Below are 25122 nucleotides of genomic sequence, written 5' to 3' on the forward strand. Positions count from 1 at the left end.
GCGAAAAATGGGGCCTATTATAGCGAAAAGGCGGGATGCGCACTACGCATCCCGCCTGTTTTGGATCGCTTTGTATCGATAGCGGTGGCTCAGAGCCCCAGCACTTTGGCCAGCTGCTCGGCTGGCAGGTAACCCGGCAACAGACGACCATCATCCAGCACCAATGCTGGGGTTCCTGTTACACCCAGCTGCTGTCCGATTGCGAATTGCTCCATGACCGGGTTGTCGCAAGCGACGGGCTTCAGGTTCTCGCCGTTCTTGGCGCGCGTCATCAGCGCACGACGTTCATCACCCTCAGCACACCATATCGCACTCATCTTGGCGGCAGCGGCTGAACGAGCACCACCCCGGGGAAAGGCCAGATAATCGACCTGAACCCCCATGTCGTTCAGCTTGGCGACTTCGTCATGCAGCTTGCGACAGTAACCACAGTCCACGTCGGTAAAGACCTGGAGATGCGCCTTGCGCTCTCCCTTGGCAGGGAAAATCACCCGCTGTTCAGCGGGAATACCCGCCAGCGCCTTGACCCTGACATCTTTCAGACGCTCTTCGGTAAGGCTGACCAGATTGCCGCTTTGTATCTGATATAGCTCGCCCGCGAGGATATACTCCGCCTTGTCATCGGTATAGAGCACCTCTCCGCTACTGAGCACCACCTCGTACAACCCGGCCATCGGCGCTTCGGAAACACTCTCGACGCTCAAACGGCTGTCGAAGGACTGGATACGTTCAGCGATGCGATCCCGCACGGTATCGGCGGCAAGCACGCTCTGGGACATCACACACAACAGAAGAGCGGCAGCAAACGCGCGCATAACAACCTCCGATAACCTTCCATTTCATTGGGCTCGGCAGTGTAACACCGACTCACCGTACATACCGCAACGCATTAACCCCGCGGATGATGATCCCGATGCAGCGCCTGCAGTCTGGCCGTCGCCACATGGGTATATATCTGCGTTGTCGACAAGCTCGAATGGCCAAGCAGCATCTGTACCACACGCAGATCGGCACCATGGTTGAGCAGATGCGTTGCAAACGCATGCCTGAGCACATGCGGCGAGATCGGCTTATCGATCCCCGCCTCCACCGCATAGCGTTTGATCCTGTGCCAAAAGGTCTGCCGCGTCATCGGCTGACCTAATCGACTCAGGAATATGTGTTCGACGCGCATATCGGACCCAAGTTCCGGGCGCGCGTCCTGCAGATAGCGCGATAACCACAACAGCGCCTCGTCACCGACCGGCAGCATACGCTCCTTATCGCCCTTGCCAACGATACGCAACACACCTATACGACGGTTAAGCTCCTCCAGGCGCAACTCGACCAGCTCCGACACGCGCAGGCCGCAGGCATAGAGCAGCTCCAGCATGGTTCTGTCACGCAAACCCAGCGCTGTCGATACATCAGGCGCTGCCAGCAGTGCCTCAACGTCGTTTTCGGTCAGCGTTTTCGGCAAGGGACGCCCTCGGCGGGGACTGTCGATATTCAATGTGGGATCGCTGGATACCAGATGTTCACGCAGGAGGTAACGGTAGAAGCCGCGCAGCGTCGACAGCAAACGCGCAGTGGATGCCGGGCGCAGCTGCTGCTCGACGCGCCACTGAAGATGCCGCTGCAGATCGCGCCGGTCGATCTCGGACAGGCGCAGGCGGCGCTGATTGAGCCAACAGGCAAAGTGGTTCAGATCACGCGCATAGGAAGCGCGGGTATTGTCACTCAGTCCACGTTCAAGCCACAGGTGATCAAGATACTGGCCGATAAGTGCTTGGTCCTCGGCAGCGGGCAGCTTCGCCCGCCGCCTTCGGTCTTCACTCAACGATATACCTCGACAGAGCTGATCTGATCAAACTCCAGCGGGTATACAATCACCCCCCTGTCGACGCGCTGTTCGATCTTCAGGGTTCCGTTGCGCGCATCGACGATGCGGCCCTCGAACCGGTTACCAAGGTCGGTGCGCACGCGCACCGGCAAGCCCTGAGCGTCGGCCAACTGGGTAAGCGAAATCGAGCGATACTGCTTGGGTTCCGGTTTGGGCTCACGCTTGGGTAAGCCGCGCAGAATATCATCCTCATCCGACATCGCAGACTCAGCGGCAGACTCCTCCACCTCGGCAACAACCGCCTCAGCAGCGCTGGCCTCTGCGGCAGCCACGACATCTGCAACCGCAGACTCCCGCTCAACCACTCTCGGAGCCGACGCAACCTTGGGCTCTACCATCACCGAATTCCAGTCGATGGAATCGATCGCCAGACGCTTGTCATTCAGAGAAACGCCGATATTGAGCCGGTCGACCAGCTGTGTCGGCGATCCAAGGCTGGCCATCACCTCGGCCCCCAGCCCGCCCGGCGGCTCCACGGTAATTGTCGCGCGTCCTCTGGGCTTGTTCATGCCGTTGTAGAGATCCCAGAGTAGCTCCGGAAGGTCGACACCCTGCGTCAGCAGCCACTCGCGCATCAGGCGCTCATGCTCAGCCAGGTACTGATCGACCTCTACACCCGATTCCTTGGCGCAAAACTTGTTTCGCCGCGCATTGTATCCGGCATCCTGATAGCTCGCCTCGATACGACGCAAACGGGGGTTGGCGGCCAGAATCTGAGCGGGCGCGTAGTTATCACCCGTGACGGACAACTCAAGCGCTACACTGCTTTGCCCAAAACCCGAGAGGTCGGTATCGGCATTGAGACGGATACGGCGATTGTGTGGTTCGAGCGCCATCGAGACCGCCATATCCATGGCCATACGCTTGTAGCCCATTTTACCGAGCGCCTCGACATCGATTCGGGTGAGCGCTCCGCAGCCCAACGCATCGGGGCTGACAACACCCGGCGAAAGCGCCTCGGCCGCGGCCGCCTGCTCGGCCAGCGTCTTGACCAGCTTGCTGGAAAGATCGACCTCAACCTGCTTGACGACAAACCCCAGTTGCAGAGGCAGGTCACCGGACTCGATGCGTCCCTGCGGATCAAAGAAGAACAGCGGATCCTGGGAGCGCACACGGATCGACTCCACGGGAATACGCGTGCCGTCCTGATTCAGGGTAATACTGACACCGTCAAGCCCCACCTCTCCACGAGGATCGGCGTAGATCGCGCCGTACTCCACGCGGGCAAAAGGCGCCGCCTGCTCGACCAGCTGGTCTGCATAACGCTTCACCTGATACCAGTAGAAACCGTAACCGCCCGCTATAACCAGCGCCGGCAGCAGCACCAGAAAGACGAATCCGATGGCCAGCTTGCGCATCCGCCACTCCCTCTTGTTGTTGGCTTATTCGGACGATTCTAAGGTGAGGAAAGAAAAATGGCGAGTTAAAGACTTGCGACAGATCACAACAACAAAAAGGGCGGCCCTGAGGCCGCCCTTCCCGGAAGCTGATGCGATCCAGATCGCTTAACCCAGCTTTTCCTTGATGCGCGCAGACTTACCGCTACGCTCACGCAGGTAGTACAGCTTAGCCTGGCGCACGTCACCGCGACGCTTGACTTCGATACCTTCTACAGTCGGGCTGTAGGTCTGGAAGGTACGCTCAACGCCCACACCGTGAGAGATCTTACGTACGGTGAAAGCAGAGTTCAGGCCGCGGTTACGCTTGCCGATTACAACGCCTTCGAACGCCTGCAGACGGCTACGGCTGCCTTCCACTACACGTACCTGGATTACAACGGTGTCGCCCGGTGCAAACGCCGGAACTTCTTTTTTAGTCTGTTCAGCTTCGATCTGCTGAATGATCAGGTTTTTGCTGCTCATCGCTCGCTCCTAATTTTCACCCGCCTGCCCTTTGGCCTCGCGGATATATTCGCTTAACAGCGCTTGCTGCTCCGGGTTCAGTTCGATCTGTTCCAGCAGGTCAGGCCTTCGCGCCCAGGTGCGCCCCAACTGTTGCTTGAGACGCCAGCGCCGTATCTGCTCATGATTACCGCTAAGCAGCACATCCGGCACCTCCATGCCCTCCAGTGATTCCGGCCGGGTGTAGTGCGGACAATCGAGAAGCCCTTCATAGAAGGAGTCTTCGACTGCCGAATCGCTGTGTCCGAGCACGCCGGGCACCAATCGCGACACCGCATCCACCATCACCATCGCAGGCAACTCGCCGCCGCTGAGAACGAAGTCACCGAGTGACCACTCCTCATCGACGTCGGACTGGATCAAACGCTCATCGATACCCTCGTAGCGACCCGCTACCAGAATCAATTTTTGCGTCTTAGCCAGTTCAGCAACTCCGGCCTGATCCAGTCTGCGCCCCTGAGGGGACAGATAGATCACCCGGGCACCCTCGCCCGCGGCGGTTTTCGCCGCCTGAATCGCATCACGCAGCGGCTGAACCTTCATCAGCATCCCGGGGCCGCCACCATAGGGGCGATCATCCACGGTACGGTGCCGGTCATGCGTGAAGTCACGCGGATTCCAGCACTGGACGCTGATCAGCTCATTGCGCACTGCCCGCCCCGTGACGCCGTAGCGGGTAACCGCCTCGAACATCTCCGGGAACAGGGATACGATCCCGAACCACACGACTCAGAACTCCGGGTCCCAATCGACCCGCATAGTGCCTGAATCCAGATCAATCTCTTTAATCACCTGATCCGGCAGCCAAGGCAGCAACCGCTCTTCGCGATCGATGCTCTCGTCCGTACCTTTAACCACCAGCACGTCGTTCGCACCGGTTTCCATCAGATGATCCACCCGACCCAGCAACACGCCGGATTCGGTATATACCAACAGGTTTTCCAACTGGCTCCAGTAGTACTCGCCCGGTTTAAGATCCGGCAGTTCCGTTTTCGGAACCGCTATCTCAACATTCGTGAAAGCGCGTGCTTTCTCCGGTGCGTCTATACCGTCCAGCTGGGCAATCAGGCCTTTGCCATGCTTCTTGGCCCCGACCCGCTTCAGCGGAGTCCAGGCGCCGTTCTTGCGAACCAGCCATGGCGAGTAGGTCAGGATGTTCTCCATCGGGTCGGTGTAGGAATAGACCTTGATCCAGCCCTGTACACCATAGGTGGCAGTGAAGCGCCCGAGTACAACAACGTCCTCTTCGCGGAATTCACTCATCCCAACTGGCCTGCCCGTCAACCTTGTTACTTACTGTGCTGCTTTACGTGCTTCTTTGATCAGCTGAGCTACGCGCTCAGAAGGCTGAGCGCCTTTGCCGATCCAGTAATCAACACGTTCCAGGTTGACGCGCAGTTTCTCTTCCTGACCGCGAGCGACCGGGTTGAAGAAACCGACCCGCTCAATAAAGCGGCTGTCACGCGCAAAGCGCGAATCGGCAACAGTAATCTGATAAAACGGACGCTTTTTAGCGCCACCACGAGACAAACGAATAGTGACCATGCGCTGGACCCCTTTATTTCGCGAGATGGGTTTTAGGATCGCCCATCGTTTTAGTTACCTCAAAGCCAGACCAATGCCCGGCCCGGAGGGCCAATCAGCCAGCCACACGGATGTAGCCGACAAAAATCAGGGCGGCAATTCTACGTGAATACGCCACCCGATAAAAGCTGTTTCGTGCAAATTTTAGCCAACAGCGCACGTTTACATGCGCGGGAAACCGCCACCGCCTCCCATTCCTGGCGGCAGCATGCCTTTCATGCCCCGTGCCAGTTTGGCCATACCGCCTTTGGATCCGAACTTTTTCATCATCTTGGACATCTGTTTGTGCTGCTTGAGCAACCGATTGATATCCTGAATCTGTGTGCCTGACCCCATGGCGATACGGCGTTTGCGTGAGCCGTTGATGATATCGGGATTACGACGCTCCTTCGGTGTCATCGAGTTGATGATCACCTCCATCTGCTTCATGCCCTTTTCGGCCTGAGCACTCTGCGCCGCCTGTGCCATCTGGCCCATACCGGGCAGCTTCTCCAGCATCGCCATCATGCCGCCCATGTTATTCATCTGCTGAAGCTGCTCACGGAAGTCTTCCAGATCGAAGCCTTTGCCCTTGGACACCTTCTTGGCGAATTTCTCCGCCTTATCCTTGTCGATCTTGCGCTCCGCTTCCTCGATCAGTGACAGCACGTCACCCATCCCGAGAATACGGGATGCCACACGATCCGGATGGAAGGGTTCAAGCGCGTCACTCTTCTCGCCAATACCGAGGAACTTGATCGGCTTGCCGGTGATATGACGCACCGACAGCGCAGCACCGCCACGGGCATCACCGTCGGTCTTGGTCAGAATCACACCGGTCAGCGGCAGCACCTCGTTGAAGGCGCGTGCGGTGTTGGCCGCATCCTGACCGGTCATGGAGTCGACCACGAACAGGGTTTCCACCGGCTTGACCGCGGCATTAAGTCGCTTGATCTCATCCATCATGTCGGTATCGACATGCAGACGACCGGCAGTATCGAGAATCACGACATCATGGTGCTGAATACGGGCATGTCCGATAGCGCCATTGGCGATATCCACCGGATCCTGATCCGCACTGGAGGGGAAGAAATCCACGCCGACTTCACCGGCCAGCGTTTCCAACTGGCGGATCGCCGCCGGACGGTAGATATCCGCCGACACCACCAGTACTTTTTTCTTCTTGCGCTCTTTAAGGAAGCGCGCGAGCTTGCCGACGGAGGTGGTTTTACCGGCACCCTGCAGACCCGCCATCATGATCACGGCCGGCGGCTGAGCGGAAAGATCGAGTTCTTCGTTGGCTTGGCCCATCACTTTGACCAGCTCTTCGTTGACGATCTTGACGAAGACCTGGCCAGGGCTCAGGCTTTTGGCAACCTCCTGACCGACCGCCCGCTCCTTGACGCCGTTGATGAACTCCTTGACCACCGGCAGCGCCACGTCGGCCTCGAGCAGCGCCATGCGCACTTCACGCAGGGTGCCCTTGATGTTCTCTTCGGTCAGTTTTGCCTGACCGGTGACGCTGCGCAGCGTCTGCGTTAGCCGTTCTGTCAGATTATCGAACATGAAAAACCTCTGCCTTGGGCACCATCAGGGATTGCAACAGTGGGTGCCGGTATTGCTAAGAGTGCGCATTATACAGGAGTGCCAAGGGGCGGCGCACCACACCATGCAAAGTAAGCCCATAGGAATGTGGCGTGCAGTGCTCTACCTGCCAGACGCAGGAATCTGACAGCGAATCGGATTCGACTTGTGACTCCGCACCGCCTGACCACGCCCGGAACATTCCGAACCAATTTCACGCACAAATAAAATGGTTATTTGACATAAGACAATAATCTCCATCACCGCCATATTACTGCTCTGCAACATTGCGCCAGATCATGATCTCTCCGGTGGCACTCATATCTAATCACCCCATCAACCTTCAACTGTATATCTAATTTTTCTGGAGTGAATTCATGGATAAGAAGTTACTGTCAGCTGTCGTGGGCACTGCCCTTCTCGCCGCAGCATCCAATGCAATGGCCTATGAGGCCGGTGATATGCTCCTGCGTGTCGGTGCAGCCAATGTAAATCCCCATGCCAGCGATAACCTGGGGCTGGATGTCGAAGACGATACTCAGCTTGGCCTCACCGGGGTTTACATGCTGAGCTCCAACATCGGGCTAGAGCTTTTGGCAGCCACACCGTTCAAACATGACATCGTGGCTGGCGGTACGAAGGTGGGCGAAACCAAACAACTGCCCCCGACGCTGTCGCTACAGTTCTACCCGATGGACGCTGGTTCCGCCTTCCAACCCTACGTCAGCGCCGGACTGAACTACACCACGTTCTTCTCGGAGGAAAGCATACTGGGTGATACCAAGCTTGATGACTCCTGGGGACTGGCGTTTGGCATCGGCATGGATTATGCGATCAACGAAAACCTGTTGATCAACGCCGCGGCATGGAAGATCGATATTGATACTGAGGTTTCAGTCGATGGAACCAAAGTCGGTACCCAGAAAATTGACCCGACCGTAGTCATGCTTTCTCTGGGTTACAAATTCTGACCACCCGCCACCTCACTCAAGACTAAGGCCGCCGACCACGCGGCCTTCGTTTTGTCTTAGATCCGTCCTGAATCCCTATCGACTGACATCCTGCCAGTGCCGCCATATCATATTCCCCAGCTCCGGCATTTATGACACACTAGCCCGCTGATTTAAGGAGGAATTGCATGCTGTTCATTGCCACGCTGATTGCGATCATCGGCTATGCCGGCGCCACCTGGTTGCAGTGGCAGCGACTCTCTTCGCCCGATAGCGGGCAGCGCAACCTGATCAGAGCTCTCGGTCTGGGTGCGTTCGTAATACACGGTTATGCCGTATACAAGGTGCTGCACTATCCCGAGGGGATAGACTTGGGCACCTTTCCTGTCGGTTCCTTCATCGCCTGGGTTGTAGTCGGCATTTTGCTGATCAGCAGCTTGCGCCAAAAGCTCGACAACCTGTTCATCGGCGCCTTCCCCATGGCCGCAATCACCGCAGCGCTGTCTGCTTTCGGGCCCGATACCGGCGATCATCGACTCTACTCAGGCGGGCTTGTCGTTCACATCCTGCTCTCGCTACTGGCTTACAGCATTTTTACGCTGGCCACCCTGCAGGCACTTCTGCTGTCCCGTCAGGAGCTGTCGCTCAAACACCATCACACTCGCGGCCTCGTGGCCTCGCTACCGCCGCTGCAGATTATGGAGCGCCTGCTGTTCGAGATGCTCTGGTGCGGTTTCATCCTGCTCAGTGTTTCATTGGTGACCGGTTTTATCTTCGTCGAAGACCTGTTTGCCCAGCATCTGGTACACAAAACCCTGCTTTCGATCATCGCCTGGCTGGTATACGCCATACTGCTGGCAGGCCGTGCATTTCTGGGCTGGCGCAGCCAGACTGCCGTGCGCTGGACACTGGGTGGGTTCATCCTGCTTATGCTGGCGTTTTTCGGTTCAAAAATTGTCATTGAGATGGTCTTTAACGGGCAGCCTCCAGCGCCTTGACAGGGCAAACCCCGAACCAGACAATGGAGTCCCTTTTTCTGGTTGAGGTTTCACCACTTTGGAAGACGCGTCGATAAGCTCACTGCTGATCATTTTACTGCTGCTCATCATCTGCTCCGCGTTCTTCTCCAGCTCTGAAACCGGCATGATGTCGCTGAACCGGTATCGTCTGCGGCACATGGTCAAAAACAATCACCGAGGCGCCCGCCAAGCCAGCGCTCTGCTGGAGCGGCCCGACCGGTTGATCGGCCTTATCCTGATCGGCAACAACTTCGTCAACATTCTCGCCTCGGCCATTGCCACCATTATCTGTGTCCGTATCTGGGGTGACGCGGGGCTTGTCGTTGCCACGTTCGGCCTGACACTGGTCATCCTGATCTTCGCCGAAGTATCCCCCAAGACAGTGGCAGCGCTGCATCCGGAAAAGATCGCCTTTCCCGCCGCGTTTATACTGCGCCCGATGTTGACCGTGCTATACCCGCTGGTGTGGGTCATCAACGGCATCACCAACGGCTTTCTTAGGCTGTTCGGCATCAATATCGCCGGCAACAGTAACGAAAACCTGAGCACCGAGGAGCTGCGCACACTGGTTAACGAAGCCGGCGCACTGATTCCTCAACGCAATCAATCGATGCTGCTGGGGGTTCTCGAGCTGGGCGATGTGACCGTCAATGACATCATGATTCCGCGCAGCGAAGTGGAAGGGATCGATCTGGATCAGGAGATGGATCATATCCTGCAGCAGCTCTCCGCCACCAAACACACCCGTCTGCCGGTGTACCAGGGTGATATCAACCAGGTGATCGGCATCCTGCATATGCGCAACCTGGCGCAGCTGATCCAGCAGGGCAAGGTCACCAAGGCAGCGATCATGCAGGTGGTGCGTGAAGCCTATTTCATCCCCGAAAGCACGCCGCTGCAGACGCAGCTGCTGCATTTCCAGAAGCAGAACCGGCGCATCGGTATCGTTGTCGACGAGTACGGTGACGTGGAAGGAATCGTGACGCTGGAGGATATCCTGGAGGAGATCGTCGGTGAGATGTCCGCCGACAGTACCGGCATCAATCAGGAGATCCACCCCCAGGAGGATGGCAGCTACTTCATCGACGGCAGCGCTTATGTCCGCGAGATCAACAAGAGCCTGAAATGGGACCTCCCGACGGATGGCCCGAAAACGCTTAACGGTCTGATCACCGAAACACTGGAATCACTGCCGGACGCCAACGTTTGCCTCAGGGTCAAGGACTACCACTTCGAGACCCTGCAGATCAGCGACAGTAAGGTCAAAACGGTACGCATCCAGCGCGGCCTACCCAAACGCAAACGCCATTAAGGCCGCGTCAAATACCTCTCTCGCCCTGCTCTCGACGCCTGATCAGGGCCCAAACGGCACGCTTTTCATCGTCACTCATGGCGCCCCAGTCGGCAATCTCGAGCCCGGAGCGATGACAGGCCACGCAAAGATCATCATTATCCAGCGCACAGATGCCAACACAGGGGCTTCTGACTGGGGTCTGGGTGTTCGTTTCACTCATAATGCATTTTCCTGATGTTCCGGTCGCGGCCGCATCGGCAGTCCGGCATCAAATCCAATATTCAACAGCTCCACCAATATGTAGGCGGTCAATCCCCAGATCACTTCCCCTTCATATTCCCAGGCCGGAACATAATGGGTTTTCCCCCGAAAGGCGATCTCATCCACGCGCAGTACGTTCTGCTGCAGGAAAAAACTCAGTGGAATTCTGAATATCGAATCCACTTCATAGGGGTTGGGCGTCAGCTCCAGATGGGCGGGTATGATACCGACCCAGGGCGTCACTTGCAGCTGATGCTTGGAGACAAGCTGACCAAGCGAACCGATCACCCTGACCTGCTCGGCATCCAGCCCGACCTCCTCCTGAGCCTCGCGCAGAGCCGTTGCCAACAGGTCAGCATCGTTCGGGTCCCGTTTACCGCCGGGAAAGGCTATCTGACCCTGATGGGTCGACAACTGCTTCGACCTCAGGGTTAAAACCACCTCGGGCTCTGCCCTGTCGGTCAGTGCCACCAGTACACCCGCCTCCCGTCCTCGTGTGCGCAATCGCCAGGGACGGTGATGGGCAAGCCGCTCAGTTAACTGCTCAAGCATCCTCGCCTCCATCCATCTCGTTTAATCATAACCTGCACCTGCGCCCCAGGCGACTCTCGATCCCGCCCAACAGGTTGAGCCGAAAAGCCCAGACTCCTAAAATGAAGTTTTCCCAGAAGCGTGGATGACATGAAATTCTGCAACCAGTGCGGCGCCAGCGTTGAGCAACGTGTTCCTGAGGGCGATAACCGTCCACGACATGTCTGCACAGCCTGCGGAACCATCCATTACTCCAACCCCCGCATCATCGCAGGATGTTTGCCTGTATACGACAATCGCGTACTGCTGTGCCGCCGAGCGATCGAACCAAGACTCGGTTACTGGACGCTTCCAGCAGGATTCATGGAAAACGGCGAGTCCACCGAAGATGCCGCACGGCGAGAAACACTTGAAGAAGCCTGTACCGAGGTGAACATACAGTCGCTCTATACGCTGACGTCTATCGTTCACGTCAATCAGGTACAGCTGATCTACCTTGCCGACATGCCCACGCCGGATTACGGGCCTTCTGAAGAGTCGCTGGAGGTACGCCTGTTCGAGGAACACGAGATCCCTTGGGACGCGCTTGCGTTTGAAACCATCCGGCAGGTATTGCGCCTCTACTTTGAGGATCGTAAACAGCAACAGTTCCCACTGCGCCACGTAGAGATCAACAATAACGCGTTTAATACAGCCCGCGTACATGACTAACCGGGTCAACATCAGACAGAACTAGGCGCGAAATTTGCTTTACCACCGATAAATTTTTATGACCGGTGGTACTATGTCTTCGATCATGCAGCGCCTGCGAAAAAACAGCACCGACGCTTATCAGCAGATGCCTGACTGGCTGATTTCGCTCAGCCACGGGAATATACAGGATACCCTGCACTCCACCGAAACCCCTCCGGCACTGCGTGAAGAGCTAAACCGCCTGCATCAACTGGCTGGCCGCACGGCGATAGCCCAACCGCTGCAACCCTTGATCGAACGTATCGGTGACTTGCAGCGCCACCTGCAACAGGGGCTGGGCTCACTGGAGACCACTCTGGGCGAGATTGGCAGCCGTACCCAGGAACAGCAGCAATTTGTCGGCCAGACTCGACGTAACCTGGAAAACAGCAGCCTGCAAGCGGGCAACCTGCGCACCGAAATAACGCATAAGCTGGGCCAGGTGCACAGCTTTTTCGCAGAAGAGCTTACAGGCCTGTGCGAACTGCTCAAACTCAAAGCCACCAACTCCCGCGAGGTGATCGACAGCATCGACGCCATCGGCAAGACCGTGCATCTGCTCTCGGTCAACGCCACCATCGAGGCCGCCCATGCCGGTGAGGCGGGCAAGGGGTTTGCTGTCGTGGCCGACGAGGTCCGCACCCTGGCCCAACGCACCCGTCAGAGCGCACAGACCGCATTCGAGCGTATTGAGCTCTCCGATGTTGAACTCACCCTACAAAACCTGCTGCAGCGCTCAGAAGATGAACTGAGCGGACTGAACGAACATGTGTCCGGCATCATGACCAAGCTGCATAGCCTGCTCACCGATATGCAGCAGCAACTGGAAGAGATCGACACCAACAATCGCATCATCAATGCCACCCTGGAGCTCGGCGCCAGCAGCAGTGAGCAGATCGGCAACCGCAGCCAGTGGAGTGCCCGGCTGAGCCAGGAGCTGATCGATACCCTTAGCAAGCATGACGATCCACACGATGGTCTGCACCAGTTGATCCGCAAGGAGCGGCTGGAGCTGGAACCGGGATTCGATCGGCTGCAACGCATACAGCAGCGGAAAAAGCTGCGCATCGCTATTGAGCCTGACTTCAAGGGACTTTCTTTCCGTACCGGCAAGCATGCCAAGCTTCAGGGTTTCGATGCCGAGATTGCCCAGCGTTTCGCCCGCTGGCTGGGCGTGGAGTGCGAATTTCACGAGCACCCCTGGGATCTCTGCACCCAGCTACTGGACTGCGGACCTGCCCGGGAGAATCACGAAGTCGACCTCGTATGGAGTGCACTACCACCTGACCCCGGTTATAAGGGGGTAGCCTTCTCATCCCCCTACCTGTTCCTGCCCTATGTGCTGGCCAGACGTACCGGCGATACACGCATCACCGGGCCCGAAAGTCTCCAGGGCCGTGTACTGGGCTGCATCAACGATCCGGCCGCATTCGCCACGCTGGAGGATACGGGGCTGCGCTGGCGCGCCAATCGCGATGTTGCCGGCGGGCGCACCGAACTGGCCAACCTGCTTGCCTATACCAATCAGAGCTGGATTCACGATGCCTTGGCCAACGGTACCGTCGACGCCTTTGCCGTGGATCTGCCCATCTATTACTGGGCCTGCAACAGCGACGAAAGCCCCTGGCACGGCCAGATCGAGGTAATGCAGGGCAACCTGGCCAGCTCACTCTGGCACTATGCGGTTGGCGTACGCGATACCGCCTCGTCGTATACCCTGCTCTGTGCGGTCAACCGTTTCATTGCTGAATTCCGCCGCAGTTCTGAGTACCGTCAGCTCTGTAACACTTGGCTTGGCAAGGTCTGGGACGATCCAAGCTGGCGTACGCCAGCCGGTATCCATACCGAGCAGGATCTGAAGCGCCTCTACCAGCAACAGTGTGAACAGCTGGGCAAAATCCCTGCTTGACCTCAAGCCGGGCCTTCACACCCTGGAATGGAGAGAAGTATTGAACAATTCGAAAGCAGCGCTCGGGTGAGCGCAACAATCGGGGCCATTACAGCATAAGCGACTGGGGTCTGATCGACCCGAAGTGGGTCGATCTCCACGCGGACGAAATGCGTCAGGCGCTCGCGTTGACAGCTGAGTTCCTCTCTCAGAACAGCAGCTGACCGACCTGCTCCAATACCCCGGACTCGGTCCAGGGCTTGGTCAGATACGCGCTAACCCCCGACGCCAGAGCCTCCTCGCGATGTTTGGCAGTCGATCGGGAGGTGATCATGATCACCGGGATATCTCCCAAGTCACGGCTGTTACGCAATACCGCTGCCAACTCCATGCCGGTCATGCGCGGCATTTCGAGGTCGGTGAGTATTAGGTCCGGCGGCGCTTTACGGATCTTGTCCAATGCATCCAGGCCATCAATCGCCGTCACGACCTCGTAACCGCTGTCACTGAGAAGCGTCTCCAGCGTTTTGCGTGCACTGAGAGAATCATCGACCACCATCAGACGTGGCAACTGGGGCGTCGAATCCTGATCGAACCGCTCACTGACCTGATGCACCAGCGAATGGCGGTGGCGCACCCGCGCCTGCAGATCGATGATCGGTGCCACCTCGCCGTTTGCCAGTATTGTCAGGCCGGGAATACCGGGAATATCAGGTATCTGATCACCCAGACGTTTGAACACCAGCTCTCGATGGGCCAAGATCTCGCGCACAAACACCACCGCCTTATCACCCTGATCAAGATTGACCAGCAACACCGGATGAACCCGCATCTGGCTGTAGTCGTGCGCACGCTCTCCGGTTAACCCCTCCAGCGTCAAGGCGGGGTATTCTACGCCACCCAGCTCGAAGAACAGCCCCTCATCACGCTGCTGACACTGCCCGTCCAGCGACAGCAAGGTCTGGTCGATGGAGTGGCTGGACAGCGCATAAATGCGCTGTCCGGCACTTTTGACCAGCAGCGTATGCAGCAATAGAGAGGACGACGGCATCGACAACTCAAACCGAGTACCCTGCCCCTTCTGCGAATGGATATTGAGCGTCCCGCGCATGCGGCTGACCTGCTGATACACCACATCCATACCGATGCCGCGCCCGGAGAGCTGGCTGATCTCCTCGCGAGTTGAGAAGCCCGGCACCAGAATCAGACGTTGGGTTTCAGCATCGCTCAACACCGCCTCGGGTTCTACCAGACCGCGGCGCTCGGCAATCTCACGTACCCGCTGCAGATCGATACCGGCACCATCATCTTCACAGATGACCTGCACCAGCCCCTCAGCCTGAACGAAGCGGATCTTCAACGTGCCGATTTCAGGTTTGCCCGCCTCGAAGCGCAGATGCGGCGTCTCCAAACCGTGATCTACCGCGTTGCGGATCAGATGCATCAACGGATCAGCCAGCTGATTGAGGATCTGGCTGTCCACCATTACCTCCTCGCCTTCGATCAGCAGCTGCCCCTGTTTGTCCGACGCTCGACAGGCTTGACGCATGATGCGCTGCATCCGCGAGGCGAGTGTCCGTGCCGGCACCAGACGCGTACCCAGCACGTTCTCCAACGATTCTTTCTGCAACTGTCCCTGAGCCACCTGGAGTTCAGAGAGGTGGCGCAACTGACGCTCTGACTCCATGTCCACCTCACGCACGTCCGCCACTGCCTCCTGCAGCTGAGACAGGGTAGTATGCATGGCGTGATAACGGTCCATCTCCAGCGGATCGAAATCGCTCTCACCCTGCTGCAGGGCGGGTGTCAGTGTAAAGTGATCCTGCAACTGCTGTTCTAGCTCAAACAAAACCCGCTGCAACTGTCGCTGGCGTTCACGATTACTGCGCGATTGCGCCCTCAGTTGCGTCAACGTGGCGTCGAGCTGGGTACCGAGCGTGCTCGACTCACCGGCTATACGGAACAGGTTGTCCAGAATGGAAACCGGCACCCTGATCTGGTTGCTATCCTTCGCCTCCGGCGCCGCCTGGGTGGTAGCAACAGGCGCCTCTTTCTCAGACTCCGCCGCCGCGCTCTCCGCCTGTTCGCGACGCCGAGCGCGCTCCTCGTCACTGAGCGCCTGGCCGGCACACGCCAGCCCTTCGGTACGCAGACGGTAGAACCAGTTCATCAGCTGCTGCAGCTGGGCCTGGGCCGACTCGGGCGGCATCCCGCCCTCGGTTACCGCGTCGCTCATCATCGCCAGACAGTCGGACGCATCGCTCAGGTCCTCGGCGAGCTGTTCGCCCGGGAACAGCTCGGCATCGGTCAGCAGCTCGAGAATGTCCTCCAGATGATGGGTCAGATTGGCTATCCCGCGGATACCGGCCATATTGGCCAGCCCCTTGATGGTATGCGCTGCGCGCTGGGCCGCCAGCAGGCTGGCGCTCAGCTGCTGCTGAATCACCGATTGCAACTGCTGCTGGAACTCTTCGACCAGGACCGGCAGCTCGGTATAGAGCATCTCCAGCAACTGCTCGTCGACCCCTTCACCGATGGAGAGATCGACATCTTCAGGACGCGCGCTCTGAAGCTCTATATCGTCGGCGGATTGCATGCTGGCCAATGCCAGCAGACCGGAAATATAACCCGACTGCTGAATATCAGCCGGTACCGGCAAGGCTTCATCACTGAGGCAATCCACCAGCGCTTCACGAGCGCCGCGATCGGACAGATCATCCAGATGCCTGTGCAACGCCTGCAGCGTGCGGGCGATATGCTGCTGCGTATAGTTGAAGAAACGCTCGGGATGAGCCTTTAATACCTTAAGATTGACCGCCAAGCCATTGATCAGCAGCTCCACCCCGGTAAGATTAACGGTATTGGAGGCTCTGGCCAGCGGCATCAGGGCATCGAGACTGTCCCCGATCAGTTGAAGGGCTGCATCATCACCGACTTCGCTCTGCCACTGATCCTCAAGCGCTTGCAGGGAGCCGGCCAGCATCGCCAGAATCGCTGAATCGATACGCGGCCCCGGTTGTTCCAAGAGCGTCAGATCCACCTCGCAGAAACGAAGCTCCTCTGCAGCAGCATCCTCTGCCGGTTCGACGGCCACATCAACTTCAGGCTCTGCCTCAAGCTCAAGCTCAAGCTCAAGCTCAAGCTCAAGCTCAAGCTCAAGTTCGGGTTCGGGTTCGGGTTCGGGTTCGGGTTCGGCTAGAGTATCCGCACTGCCGTTGACCTGAAGACTCTCAGCGCAGAAGTAATCTTCCAGCAACTCGCGCAGGTCGGCCACATCCTCAGCATCCAAGGGGTGTTGCCAGTCGGGCAGCGCTAGTCGATCAAGTACCTTCAGCGCCCCGTCAAGACTGGGTTGATCCAGCCCCTTCAGCGCCTCCAACAGAGCTGGCACCGGTGACGCGCTTAGCGAGGCACAGCCTTCAATCGCCTCAGCACTGAGCGCGAACAGATCGGCCAGCGCCTGCTGATCCTGTTCGGCCAGGGCTTCGCTGCGCGAAAGCAACGACTCAGCCACCGTTGCAATATCGTTATCATCGCACTCAGGATCAGCAACGACCGTAGTGACATTATCCGATAGCTGAGTGCAAAGCAGATCGACACGCTCCCAGTCTTCATTCAGCAACCCCGGGAGCAGCTCAAGATCTTCGTCCGCCAACGGCTCGCTCCAGGCAGCATTCTGCACCGCCTGTCTGAGTGCTTCCGCACGCAGGTCGCGTGTCTGGTCTGTGTACAACAGTGCGGCCAACGCCTGTGTCAGACTTTGCGCTTGCTGGGACGATAACCGCGCCTGCTCTGCCTCCATAGACACCCGTTCGGCGAGCAATGCCAACGCCTCCCCAACACCCTGAAGCTCGTGCTCCAGCGCCAGATCAGCCGCCTCCTGCAGTTGCTCCGCGAGGGAGACGACGGGCAGATCCACGATCTCCAGACTCAGCGCGGTACGCAGCGCTTCGACCACAGCGGGCAGGTCGGCGCTGCTTTCTACCTCAGTCAGTTCCATTTCGCACCCGCCTGTCAAACCGCTTCAACCAGTTCTGCCACCTCAGGCTCTTCAACTGCCTGTAGCTTAAACACGCCGACGGAGCGCTTGAGGTCGTCTGCTGCGCTTACCAGTCGCTCGGACAACTGCCGCTGGGCGAGCATTTCGCTGTTAGTTGCACGGGTAAACTCGTTGATGTTACCGGCACGTTCACGCAGTCCCTGGGCCAGTTTCGCCTGTGTCGTCGCGCTACGTGCAATGCGCAGTACCGAGTCAACCAGTGACTGAGTGGTTTCCCGTGTCTCTTCCATACGCTCACCGGCCTGCTCGGCCAGACGCGTACCGGAGACAACATCCTCGATAACCGAGTTGATAACGTGAATAGTGTCGGCGGTCTCCATCTGGATGTTATTGATCAGGCTTTCGATCTCAGCGGTCGCTTCACGGGAGTTCTCAGCCAGACGCTGTACCTCGTCTACCACCACCATCAAACCGCGTCCGGCTTCACCCGCCGAGGCTGCGTGCATACTGGCGTTCAGCGACAGGATGTGTGTACGTTCGGAGATATTGTTGATCAAACCGACGATACCGCCGATCTCCTGGGAACGTTCACCCAGACGCTTGATACGCTTCTCCGCCTCATGAATGGTCTGACGGATTTTGTTGATGCTGCCGATTGTCGCCGATACCGACTCTTTCGCCGTTTCCGTGGTATTGATCGCGCGCTTGGAAGCCGTGTTGGAAACCGCAGCCAGTCTCGCGATCAGCTGCATCGCCTGAATCGCGGAATCCAGACCTTGCAGGGTCTCGGTGATCTCCTCCTGCTCCTTGCTCGCGTGCAGCAGTACGGTGTCGGACTGCGCCTTAACCTTTACCGAGGTGTCGTTTACCTCATAGGAGACCGCGCTGACCTCACGCAATACGCCCTCGATGGAGTCCGTCAACTGGTTGATGGAGTCGGCTACCGCACCGGTAATATCCTCTGCCACCGGCACCCGTATGGTCAGGTCTCGCTGGCTGATTCGGAATACACTCTGAATAAGTCCGATGATTGAATCGTTGAGCTTCTTGTTCTCGGCGGCCTGCTCGGACAACGCCAGCTCCTTCTCATCCAGCAGGGTATCCAACACTGTTGCCATCTGGCCCAGCTCATCACGGTTCGATAAACGGGTACGCGCTTCAGTATCACCGGAACGCACCGCATCTACCGTGTTCTGAATGCGGCGCACCGGGTCGAGAACGCCGTACTTGGTGATCGCCAACGCCACGGCCAGAGCGAAGCTGAGGAGAATCAGGGCGACAAACGTGAGTTTGATGGTTTCGGAGAGCGCGGCATTTTCCGCCCGGATATTCTGGCGTTCGTACTCCCGCACCATATCTTGCAAGCGCAAGTTAGTAATATAGAGGTCATCCGTTAATGCACTTAGGCTGCGTCGTGCATCGCGAGCCTGCACGACAGACAGCTGGTCTGGATTACTCGAAAGTCTTTCTAGTGTATCCATAACTTTCCAGAATCCCTGGGTTTCCAAGGCTTGGTTAAAGTTCTGACGCTCCTCCTGATTCGGCCAACGGTCCAACACGCTCTCCACCGCATTACCGTACCGCAGCGACGCATTCACGAAGTCACTGAACGTATTCGCTTCCGTCTCTGCAAGGGTCTTGGAAATCCGTGCCAGCAAGGTATCGAGCCGCCCGACGTTCTCAGCCAGCGAGCGAGTCTTTTCGCGTGTTGCCTGAGACTGCTCGACAATCAAGATGGTCTGATAAAAAGCGCCCGAGATGGCGGCGACACCGATGATCATGAGCAAACCCGCGATGGCGAATTTTACGCCCACCCGGATATGCTGGATTCCAACAAAGAATGACATGTGCTCTACCTCAAGACAGTTCGTTATTCTTGTTACTGTTATGCACAACCGGCATAGCAGATTCTCGGAAACTACGTTTCAGGTGGCGGATCAAGGCGTGGTGATCCAACTCACCCCAGCACTGCTGCTGCACTCGATAAAAACCGGTTTGGCAGCTGGCCAGGGGGTCGGGAAGGTGGGCGCTGTTATCGTCAGCAATTGCCTCGGGGTCGCGCAGCGCAACGGGAATCTGCCGTAGGATGATACCTAACGTCGACGGCTGCCTGTCGATCAACAGTATCCAATACTGCCGGGACAGGTCGGTTGCCCCCTGTCCGAGCAACAGGTTCAGATCGTAGACCGGAACCGTATGGCCCCGGTGATTGATAAATCCCGAGAACCAGGCAGGAGTATCCGGCAAGACACAGATGTGGGTTTTGCTCGCCAGTTCGGCGAAGGTTCCCGCTGCGAGCATCAATCGATGGGCACCCAGTTGGAAGCCGTGGCGTACATCGCCAACTTCCGTGTTCTCGGCACCCCGTTCGGCTCCGGCTAGAGGAACCCCGGCCTGCTCGACCATAACGCGCCCTCCTGACTCAGCTATACCGGATCACCTGATCGAGGATCTCCTGATCGGTGTAGGGTTTGGCGATCACCGCGCTGGCACCTTGCAGCTGCGCCCAAACTTTATCGGCTTCCTGATGCTTACTGGAGACGATGATCACCGGAATCCCTTTGGTTTTGGCATTATTGGTGATCTGGCGGCAGGCGGAAAAGCCATCCATACCGGGCATGACGATATCCATGAAGATCAGGTCGGGCGACTCATTCTCCGCCAGCGTGACCCCTTCCTGGCCATTGGAACCGGCGAGAATCTGGGCGCCGGTGCTCTTCAGGATGTCACGCAGGCGCTGCTGCTGTACCGGGTCATCTTCAACGACAAGAATTTTGTTTACGGCCATGTTGCTATCCAAAGCTCCATTAAATTGGGTAGTACTAAACTTTTTTGAATTCGCTGACCCAGCGCGTTACTCGCTTGATCACCTTGCGAAACTCTTCGGGTTGGATCGGCTTGGTCAAATACGTCGAGGAACCTGCCATAATCCCTTTCACTTCATCCAGCGGTGAGCTTTTGGATGAAAGCATGATGATGGGCGTCTTCTTAAGCGCGGGTATCGCCCGCATGCGTGTACAGGTTTCGAACCCGTCAATTCCGGGCATCATGATGTCGAGGAAGATAAAGTCGAATGTGGTTTCGCCGACCTGAGCAAGTGCCGACTCGCCATCGTCGGCAAAACTGATCTCAACCGGGTATTCCAGAAGCTGCAGCTCCTTGGCCAACGCCTGCTGCATCGGCGCACTGTCATCGACAACCAGCACCGTATAGGGACGCTCTGAGACAGGCTCGATGCTGGCCTGTTGTAGACGCAGCGCCTCGATCTGCGCGTCGTACTTGCTGAACCGGTTTTCCGACTGCTCCGATTCGGCCTCGATATCGTCCACCGCCTGGATAGTATCCACCGCTTCACGCTGATCGGTCGGCTGCTCCAGCACTTGCGAAGACACCTCCACGCCTAACTCGATCTCGGGAGCAGGATCTGTCTCTGTCGGAATATTTTCGCCGCACGCTGACGGTTCAGGCAGATAGGGATCAAACCCTTCAAGGGTTCTGATGACACGGGATGAGATAAACGGCAGCTTGATGTGGTGCAGGTCTTTACGCGTCGGCGCTTCGCGACTTACCAGAATCAGCCGGTCATGAAAGTCTGCCGGCAACGCGTTTACGGCAGCGCTATCGAGGTGTTCCTCGCCGAAAAGCAGCATCAGATCCGGCAGTGAAGCGCTATCGAACTCGGCAAGCGTAAATGTTTTACTTTTGGACAGGGCAAGAATCTTATCCAGCTTCTTCTGCTGGTCGGCGGGAAACCCCACAGTCCCAATATGCATACAGCGTCCTTGTATAGAACTTTCCTACTGTCGGCGACCTAAGCGCCTGGCCAGCAGACTCATTATTTTTTATATGGCGTCAGTCGGACGAAGGGATGTTGTAGACTAGAAGTATGTCAAAGACAACCGTTTCATCCGCTCAACCACGGATCTCGTCCGGTTTGTGTCGCTTGCGGGTCACCGATACCATCAAGGCTGACCGCCATTTTAGAACGGAGAGCAGATTGAACAGCAGCAAAGCGGCGCTCGCTTTTCAGCGCAAACTCTACCTGGCCTGGCTGATCGGCCAGCAGCCACACAGCCTGCCCAGCCTGCAGCAGGCCACGGGTATGCCTCGCCGAACGGTGCAGGATACATTGAAAACACTGGCCGACATCGGCATCGAGTGTGCCTTCGAGCAGCACTCGGGCGAGCGCAACAATCAGGGCCATTACAGCATTAGTGACTGGGGGCCGATCGACCCGAAATGGGTCGATCGACACGCGGACGAGATGCGTCAGGCTCTGGCACTGGCAGCCGATAGCTGACTGCCTGAAACCGGTTAGCCGGTGGTTCGCAGACGCTGGATCTGACCGAGATAGTCCCGGTAGTCGGGGCTGTCCTGACGGCTGTAATTCAGGTTGCGCAGCAACCCGGTCAGCGACACAAAGTAATCGCGGGCAGCGGCCTTGTCAGCCAGTGGCGGCAGCTGCTCGAGACATTCCACCAGCAGGGCCAACAGTGATTGCTGGCGCGCTATGGGCGTCGATACATCCACAGGATCAAAGGCATCCTGCTGCAGGTAGACCTGATCCAGACACTGCGCCTTCTGCCAGGCGATGTAATCCTCCAGCGTAACCCCCTCTTCGCCGGTTACCTCCATCATCTGCTGGATCGACTCACCCTGTTTAAGCAGTTTGACCAGGCCACCTACACGCTCGCTCCAGCCCGGCTCAAGCGCCTTGTCAAACCAGGGGCTGAGCTGTTCCAGATAACGGGACCAGGAGATCAGCGGATCCACGGCCGGATAGGCACGCTTGTAGGCACGATCGGCACTCAGGCCAAGAAAGGTTTTCACAGTACGCAGGGTGGCCTGAGTCACCGGCTCCTCGAAGTTGCCGCCGGCAGGGGATACCGTGCCGATCAGGGTGAGGCTGCCTTCGCGCCCGTCGTTGGTCCGGATCACCCCGGCGCGCTCGTACAGTGCTCGTATGGAAGACTCCAGATACGCCGGAAACGCCTCCTCGCCCGGAATCTCCTCCAGACGACCGGAGGTTTCGCGCATCGCCTGCGCCCAACGCGACGTGGAGTCGGCAATCAACAGCACGTTGTACCCCATCTGGCGGTAGTACTCGCTGATGGTGATGCCGGTGTAGATCGACGCCTCACGCGCCGCCACCGGCATCGATGAGGTGTTACAGATGATCACCGTGCGGTCCATCAGCGTGCCGCCGCGGGGATCGGGCGTGTTGGGGAATTCGGTGATGGTCTCGACCACCTCACCGGCACGCTCGCCACAGGCCACGATCACCACGATATCCACATCGGAGTAGCGGGAGATCAAACTCTGCAATACCGTCTTGCCCGCGCCGAAGGGGCCGGGGATACAGGCGGTACCGCCACGTGCCACCGGAAAGAAGGTGTCGATCAAACGGATACTGGTCAGCAGTGGCTGGCTCGGAAACAGACGCTCGCTATACCCTTCGCGCAGCAGATCCCGGTTGACCGGTATACGCACCGGCCAGCGCTGCTGCATGGAGACTTCACGTTCGCGGCCATCCTCGCCGGTCAAACGTACCACCGGCGTGGTCACGGTAAAGCTCCCCTCCTGCACCCAGCTGACTTCGGCCTTTCCACGCATATTGAACGGCGCGAGGATACGGTGCTCGAAGCGTCCCTCCTGCACGGTCCCGAGCAGATCGCCCGCTTTCACCTGCGCGCCGATCTTTACCCTAGGCACAAACGACCAGCGCTGCTGTGTATCGATACCGTCGACAGACAGACCTCGTGGCAGGAAAAAGCCATGCTGACCGGCGATCAGTTCCAACGGATTCTGCAGACCGTCATACACCTGCCCAAGCAGCCCCGGGCCCAGTGATACCGACAACATCTGACCGGTCTGTTCCACCGCATCGCCCACGGCCACACCGCGGGTATTTTCGAATACCTGTACGTCGGCTTCGCCGTAGCGGACCCTGAGCACCTCGGCCTGCAGCTTTTCGGGGAAACCGCCCTGGGAGCGCTGCGGGCAGATCAGGACCACCTCGTTTTTGATGACCGGATAGAAATCCCCTTCGACGTTCTTCAGCAGGCGTATGGTGACGATATCGTCATGTACCGCACTGACGCGGGCGGTGATCCGCGCCGCTTGAGCCCTATCGCTCATGCTTCACTCCCTGTCCATTGCTGGCCGGCCAGCTGGAGATCGACCGTCTCCAGCGTGCCGCCAACCCAACGATCGAAATAGGTTTGCGCCTGCTCGGCACTCCAGCGCAGGCGATACTCTGCCAGCGCCCAACGCAACCGGTAGGCCGCCACAGCAGCAAAGCTGAATGCCTGCTCCTGCTCCAACCGCCAAAGCCGGTTCCAGAAGCGCTCCAGCAGCATCAGTTCCAGCGTACAGCTCTGCCGTGCTTCCAGCGCATCGCGCGCTTTTACAAGCCAGGGGAAACGACGTTCCAGACCAAACAACGGTTGCTGCCAGTCGCGGCGAATAAGCCACACACAGGGCCCAAAACCTTTGAAGCTGGCCCCCTCCTGCTGACCGGACAACCGATATCGCAACGCCGCCACCAGTGTGCGCGATTGCAGATACTCGGCGATCACATCGCGCAGTGCCGGATCCTCGATCGCCTCGAGCTCGGCATGCCAGCGCGCAATTTCATCGGCATCGGAGAGTGTCTCATCACCGATGCGCTCACGCTGGCACAGGTGCAGCGCACGCGAGAGCTGATCACGATCCGCCTCGTTGAGCATCGTCAGCCGCTGCTCCAACTTGAGCGTCGAGCAGGGCAGCTCCTGCAAACGGGCCAGAGGCACCAGCGCAGGTAGTGCCGGAACCAGCGTGTAATAGCTCAACGGATCACACCTTCCAGCAACGCCCTGAAACGCGGCTGCAGGTGCTTAAGCAGCAGCTCCGCCAGCGCCTTGTCGCTCAGATCAAGCTCGGCATCTTCACCCTCGAAGCGCAGCACCAGCCCCTTGTGATCACCGATATCGAAGCTCACACCCTCGCGCAGCTGTTCGGCCAGCAGCTGATGCACAAAGCTGCTCAGCTTGCCCTCGCGATAGGCATGAGGGTTGCGCCGCAACTCGTCAATGCCAACGAACTGCTCAGGCAGCAGCACCTCGATCGTCTTGTTATCCAGATCCGCTTTGCTGCGCACCGTGCAGACCACTTCACGTAGCAAAGCCTGCATGAACTGGGCATCGTCCAACTGTTCACTGACCAGAATTCTGACGCGGTCTGCGAACACACGCCCCAGCGCTTCACGCAATTGAAGCTGAACATCCCGTGCGGCAATGCGCAGGGCATCCTCACCGCCTTTGCGCAGGCGCTCGGCCTCGGTACGAGCCCGATCAAGGATCTGCTGCGCCTCCTGTTCGGCCTGCTCCACTAACCAGTCGGCACGGTGCTGCGCCTCCTCGATCAGTTTTTCAGCCTCTTGCTGCCCCTTCTCCACGCCCTGCAGCCGAAGGCGCTCTATCAACGCCTCGACGCCCGACGCGGCATGGGATTTCTCGATGTTATTCATACCGCCTCCA

General features: G+C 58.0%; 25 protein-coding genes. 7 read left to right on the plus strand and 18 right to left on the minus strand.

What is annotated here, in order from left to right; translation table 11 throughout:
* Positions 1-89: 89 nt before the first annotated feature.
* From ADIMK_RS03225 to ffh, 8 genes are all read right to left on the minus strand, one after another.
* Positions 90-815, minus strand: coding sequence for a DsbC family protein (locus ADIMK_RS03225; RefSeq protein WP_036183567.1), 726 nt, complete (start codon positions 813-815; stop codon positions 90-92).
* Between the two features lie 74 nt (positions 816-889).
* Positions 890-1819 carry a site-specific tyrosine recombinase XerD gene (gene xerD, locus ADIMK_RS03230; RefSeq protein WP_197027460.1) on the minus strand — a complete coding sequence of 310 codons (930 nt, stop codon included), beginning with the start codon at positions 1817-1819 and terminating at the stop codon, positions 890-892.
* Complete coding sequence (locus ADIMK_RS03235; protein WP_036183569.1) at positions 1816-3240, minus strand: hypothetical protein; 1425 nt, start codon at positions 3238-3240, stop codon at positions 1816-1818. Before ADIMK_RS03235 ends, xerD begins: the two co-directional genes overlap by 4 nt.
* 147 nt (positions 3241-3387) lie before the next feature.
* Complete coding sequence (gene rplS / locus ADIMK_RS03240; protein ID WP_036183571.1) at positions 3388-3744, minus strand: 50S ribosomal protein L19; 357 nt, start codon at positions 3742-3744, stop codon at positions 3388-3390.
* 9 nt (positions 3745-3753) lie between these two features.
* Positions 3754-4509 (minus strand): tRNA (guanosine(37)-N1)-methyltransferase TrmD, encoded by a 756-nt coding sequence (gene trmD, locus ADIMK_RS21900; protein ID WP_036183573.1) that lies wholly within the window; start codon positions 4507-4509, stop codon positions 3754-3756.
* Between the two features lie 3 nt (positions 4510-4512).
* Positions 4513-5046 carry a ribosome maturation factor RimM gene (rimM, locus tag ADIMK_RS21905; protein WP_036183574.1) on the minus strand — a complete coding sequence of 178 codons (534 nt, stop codon included), beginning with the start codon at positions 5044-5046 and terminating at the stop codon, positions 4513-4515.
* A 30-nt stretch (positions 5047-5076) separates the two neighbouring features.
* Positions 5077-5328, minus strand: a complete 252-nt coding sequence (gene rpsP, locus ADIMK_RS03255; protein ID WP_036183575.1) for a 30S ribosomal protein S16 — start codon at positions 5326-5328, stop codon at positions 5077-5079.
* Positions 5329-5529: 201 nt separating this feature from the next.
* Positions 5530-6912, minus strand: a complete 1383-nt coding sequence (ffh, locus tag ADIMK_RS03260) for a signal recognition particle protein (RefSeq protein ID WP_036183576.1) — start codon at positions 6910-6912, stop codon at positions 5530-5532.
* Positions 6913-7307: 395 nt separating this feature from the next.
* Between ffh and ADIMK_RS03265 the strand changes: the two genes are divergently transcribed.
* From ADIMK_RS03265 to ADIMK_RS03275, 3 genes are all read left to right on the plus strand, one after another.
* A complete protein-coding gene (locus ADIMK_RS03265; protein ID WP_036183578.1) occupies positions 7308-7901 on the plus strand; it encodes an OmpW/AlkL family protein in 594 nt (197 codons plus the stop codon).
* Positions 7902-8068: 167 nt separating this feature from the next.
* Positions 8069-8878, plus strand: a complete 810-nt coding sequence (locus ADIMK_RS03270) for a cytochrome C assembly family protein (RefSeq protein ID WP_036183580.1) — start codon at positions 8069-8071, stop codon at positions 8876-8878.
* A gap of 58 nt (positions 8879-8936) precedes the next feature.
* Positions 8937-10211: an HlyC/CorC family transporter gene (locus ADIMK_RS03275; RefSeq protein WP_036183581.1), complete on the plus strand. Its 1275-nt coding sequence runs from the start codon at positions 8937-8939 to the stop codon at positions 10209-10211.
* A 7-nt stretch (positions 10212-10218) separates the two neighbouring features.
* On the opposite strand, the gene ADIMK_RS03280 is transcribed toward ADIMK_RS03275, so the two are convergent.
* Both ADIMK_RS03280 and ADIMK_RS03285 read right to left on the minus strand, forming a co-directional pair.
* Entirely contained in the window at positions 10219-10413 is a 195-nt protein-coding gene (locus ADIMK_RS03280) for a DUF1289 domain-containing protein (RefSeq protein WP_036183583.1), read from the minus strand.
* Positions 10410-11006, minus strand: a complete 597-nt coding sequence (locus ADIMK_RS03285; RefSeq protein ID WP_036183585.1) for a CoA pyrophosphatase — start codon at positions 11004-11006, stop codon at positions 10410-10412. The genes ADIMK_RS03280 and ADIMK_RS03285 overlap by 4 nt, the downstream gene beginning before the upstream one ends.
* 129 nt (positions 11007-11135) lie before the next feature.
* Between ADIMK_RS03285 and ADIMK_RS03290 the strand changes: the two genes are divergently transcribed.
* The 3 genes from ADIMK_RS03290 to ADIMK_RS21635 all read left to right on the plus strand — a co-directional run bounded on the left by ADIMK_RS03290 (position 11136) and on the right by ADIMK_RS21635 (position 13829).
* Entirely contained in the window at positions 11136-11696 is a 561-nt protein-coding gene (locus tag ADIMK_RS03290; protein WP_051692396.1) for an NUDIX hydrolase, read from the plus strand.
* Positions 11697-11769: 73 nt separating this feature from the next.
* On the plus strand, positions 11770-13626 hold the full coding sequence (locus ADIMK_RS03295; protein WP_051692398.1) for a methyl-accepting chemotaxis protein: 1857 nt from the start codon (positions 11770-11772) through the stop codon (positions 13624-13626).
* Between the two features lie 47 nt (positions 13627-13673).
* On the plus strand, positions 13674-13829 hold the full coding sequence (locus ADIMK_RS21635; protein ID WP_081849660.1) for a helix-turn-helix domain-containing protein: 156 nt from the start codon (positions 13674-13676) through the stop codon (positions 13827-13829).
* Here ADIMK_RS21635 and ADIMK_RS03300 read toward each other — a convergent pair.
* The 5 genes from ADIMK_RS03300 to ADIMK_RS21205 are packed head-to-tail and all read right to left on the minus strand — an operon-like array spanning position 13814 to position 21378.
* Entirely contained in the window at positions 13814-17605 is a 3792-nt protein-coding gene (locus ADIMK_RS03300; RefSeq protein WP_231516992.1) for a hybrid sensor histidine kinase/response regulator, read from the minus strand. The two genes, ADIMK_RS21635 and ADIMK_RS03300, sit on opposite strands and share 16 nt — an antisense overlap.
* Positions 17606-17619: 14 nt before the next feature.
* On the minus strand, positions 17620-19452 hold the full coding sequence (locus ADIMK_RS03305; RefSeq protein WP_081849640.1) for a methyl-accepting chemotaxis protein: 1833 nt from the start codon (positions 19450-19452) through the stop codon (positions 17620-17622).
* Positions 19453-19462: 10 nt separating this feature from the next.
* Entirely contained in the window at positions 19463-20011 is a 549-nt protein-coding gene (locus tag ADIMK_RS03310; RefSeq protein ID WP_036183588.1) for a chemotaxis protein CheW, read from the minus strand.
* Between the two features lie 16 nt (positions 20012-20027).
* Positions 20028-20393 (minus strand): response regulator, encoded by a 366-nt coding sequence (locus tag ADIMK_RS03315; protein ID WP_036183590.1) that lies wholly within the window; start codon positions 20391-20393, stop codon positions 20028-20030.
* Positions 20394-20427: 34 nt separating this feature from the next.
* The gene (locus ADIMK_RS21205; RefSeq protein WP_051692401.1) at positions 20428-21378 is read right to left on the minus strand and encodes a response regulator; all 951 of its coding nucleotides are present in this window, start codon (positions 21376-21378) and stop codon (positions 20428-20430) included.
* Between the two features lie 224 nt (positions 21379-21602).
* Between ADIMK_RS21205 and ADIMK_RS03325 the strand changes: the two genes are divergently transcribed.
* The gene (locus ADIMK_RS03325) at positions 21603-21905 is read left to right on the plus strand and encodes a winged helix-turn-helix domain-containing protein (protein ID WP_036183592.1); all 303 of its coding nucleotides are present in this window, start codon (positions 21603-21605) and stop codon (positions 21903-21905) included.
* Between the two features lie 14 nt (positions 21906-21919).
* Here the strand turns inward: ADIMK_RS03325 and ADIMK_RS03330 are convergent, their stop codons facing one another.
* Genes ADIMK_RS03330 through ADIMK_RS03340 form a run of 3 tightly spaced genes read right to left on the minus strand, consistent with a single transcriptional unit; the run spans position 21920 to position 25112 of the window.
* On the minus strand, positions 21920-23743 hold the full coding sequence (locus ADIMK_RS03330) for a V-type ATP synthase subunit A (RefSeq protein ID WP_036183595.1): 1824 nt from the start codon (positions 23741-23743) through the stop codon (positions 21920-21922).
* Entirely contained in the window at positions 23740-24435 is a 696-nt protein-coding gene (locus tag ADIMK_RS03335) for a hypothetical protein (RefSeq protein ID WP_036183603.1), read from the minus strand. Before ADIMK_RS03335 ends, ADIMK_RS03330 begins: the two co-directional genes overlap by 4 nt.
* A complete protein-coding gene (locus ADIMK_RS03340; RefSeq protein WP_036183604.1) occupies positions 24432-25112 on the minus strand; it encodes an ATPase in 681 nt (226 codons plus the stop codon). Before ADIMK_RS03340 ends, ADIMK_RS03335 begins: the two co-directional genes overlap by 4 nt.
* Between the last annotated feature and the right edge of the window lie 10 nt (positions 25113-25122).

This window comes from Marinobacterium lacunae, assembly GCF_000705555.1.
Taxonomy (GTDB): domain Bacteria; phylum Pseudomonadota; class Gammaproteobacteria; order Pseudomonadales; family Balneatricaceae; genus Marinobacterium_D; species Marinobacterium_D lacunae.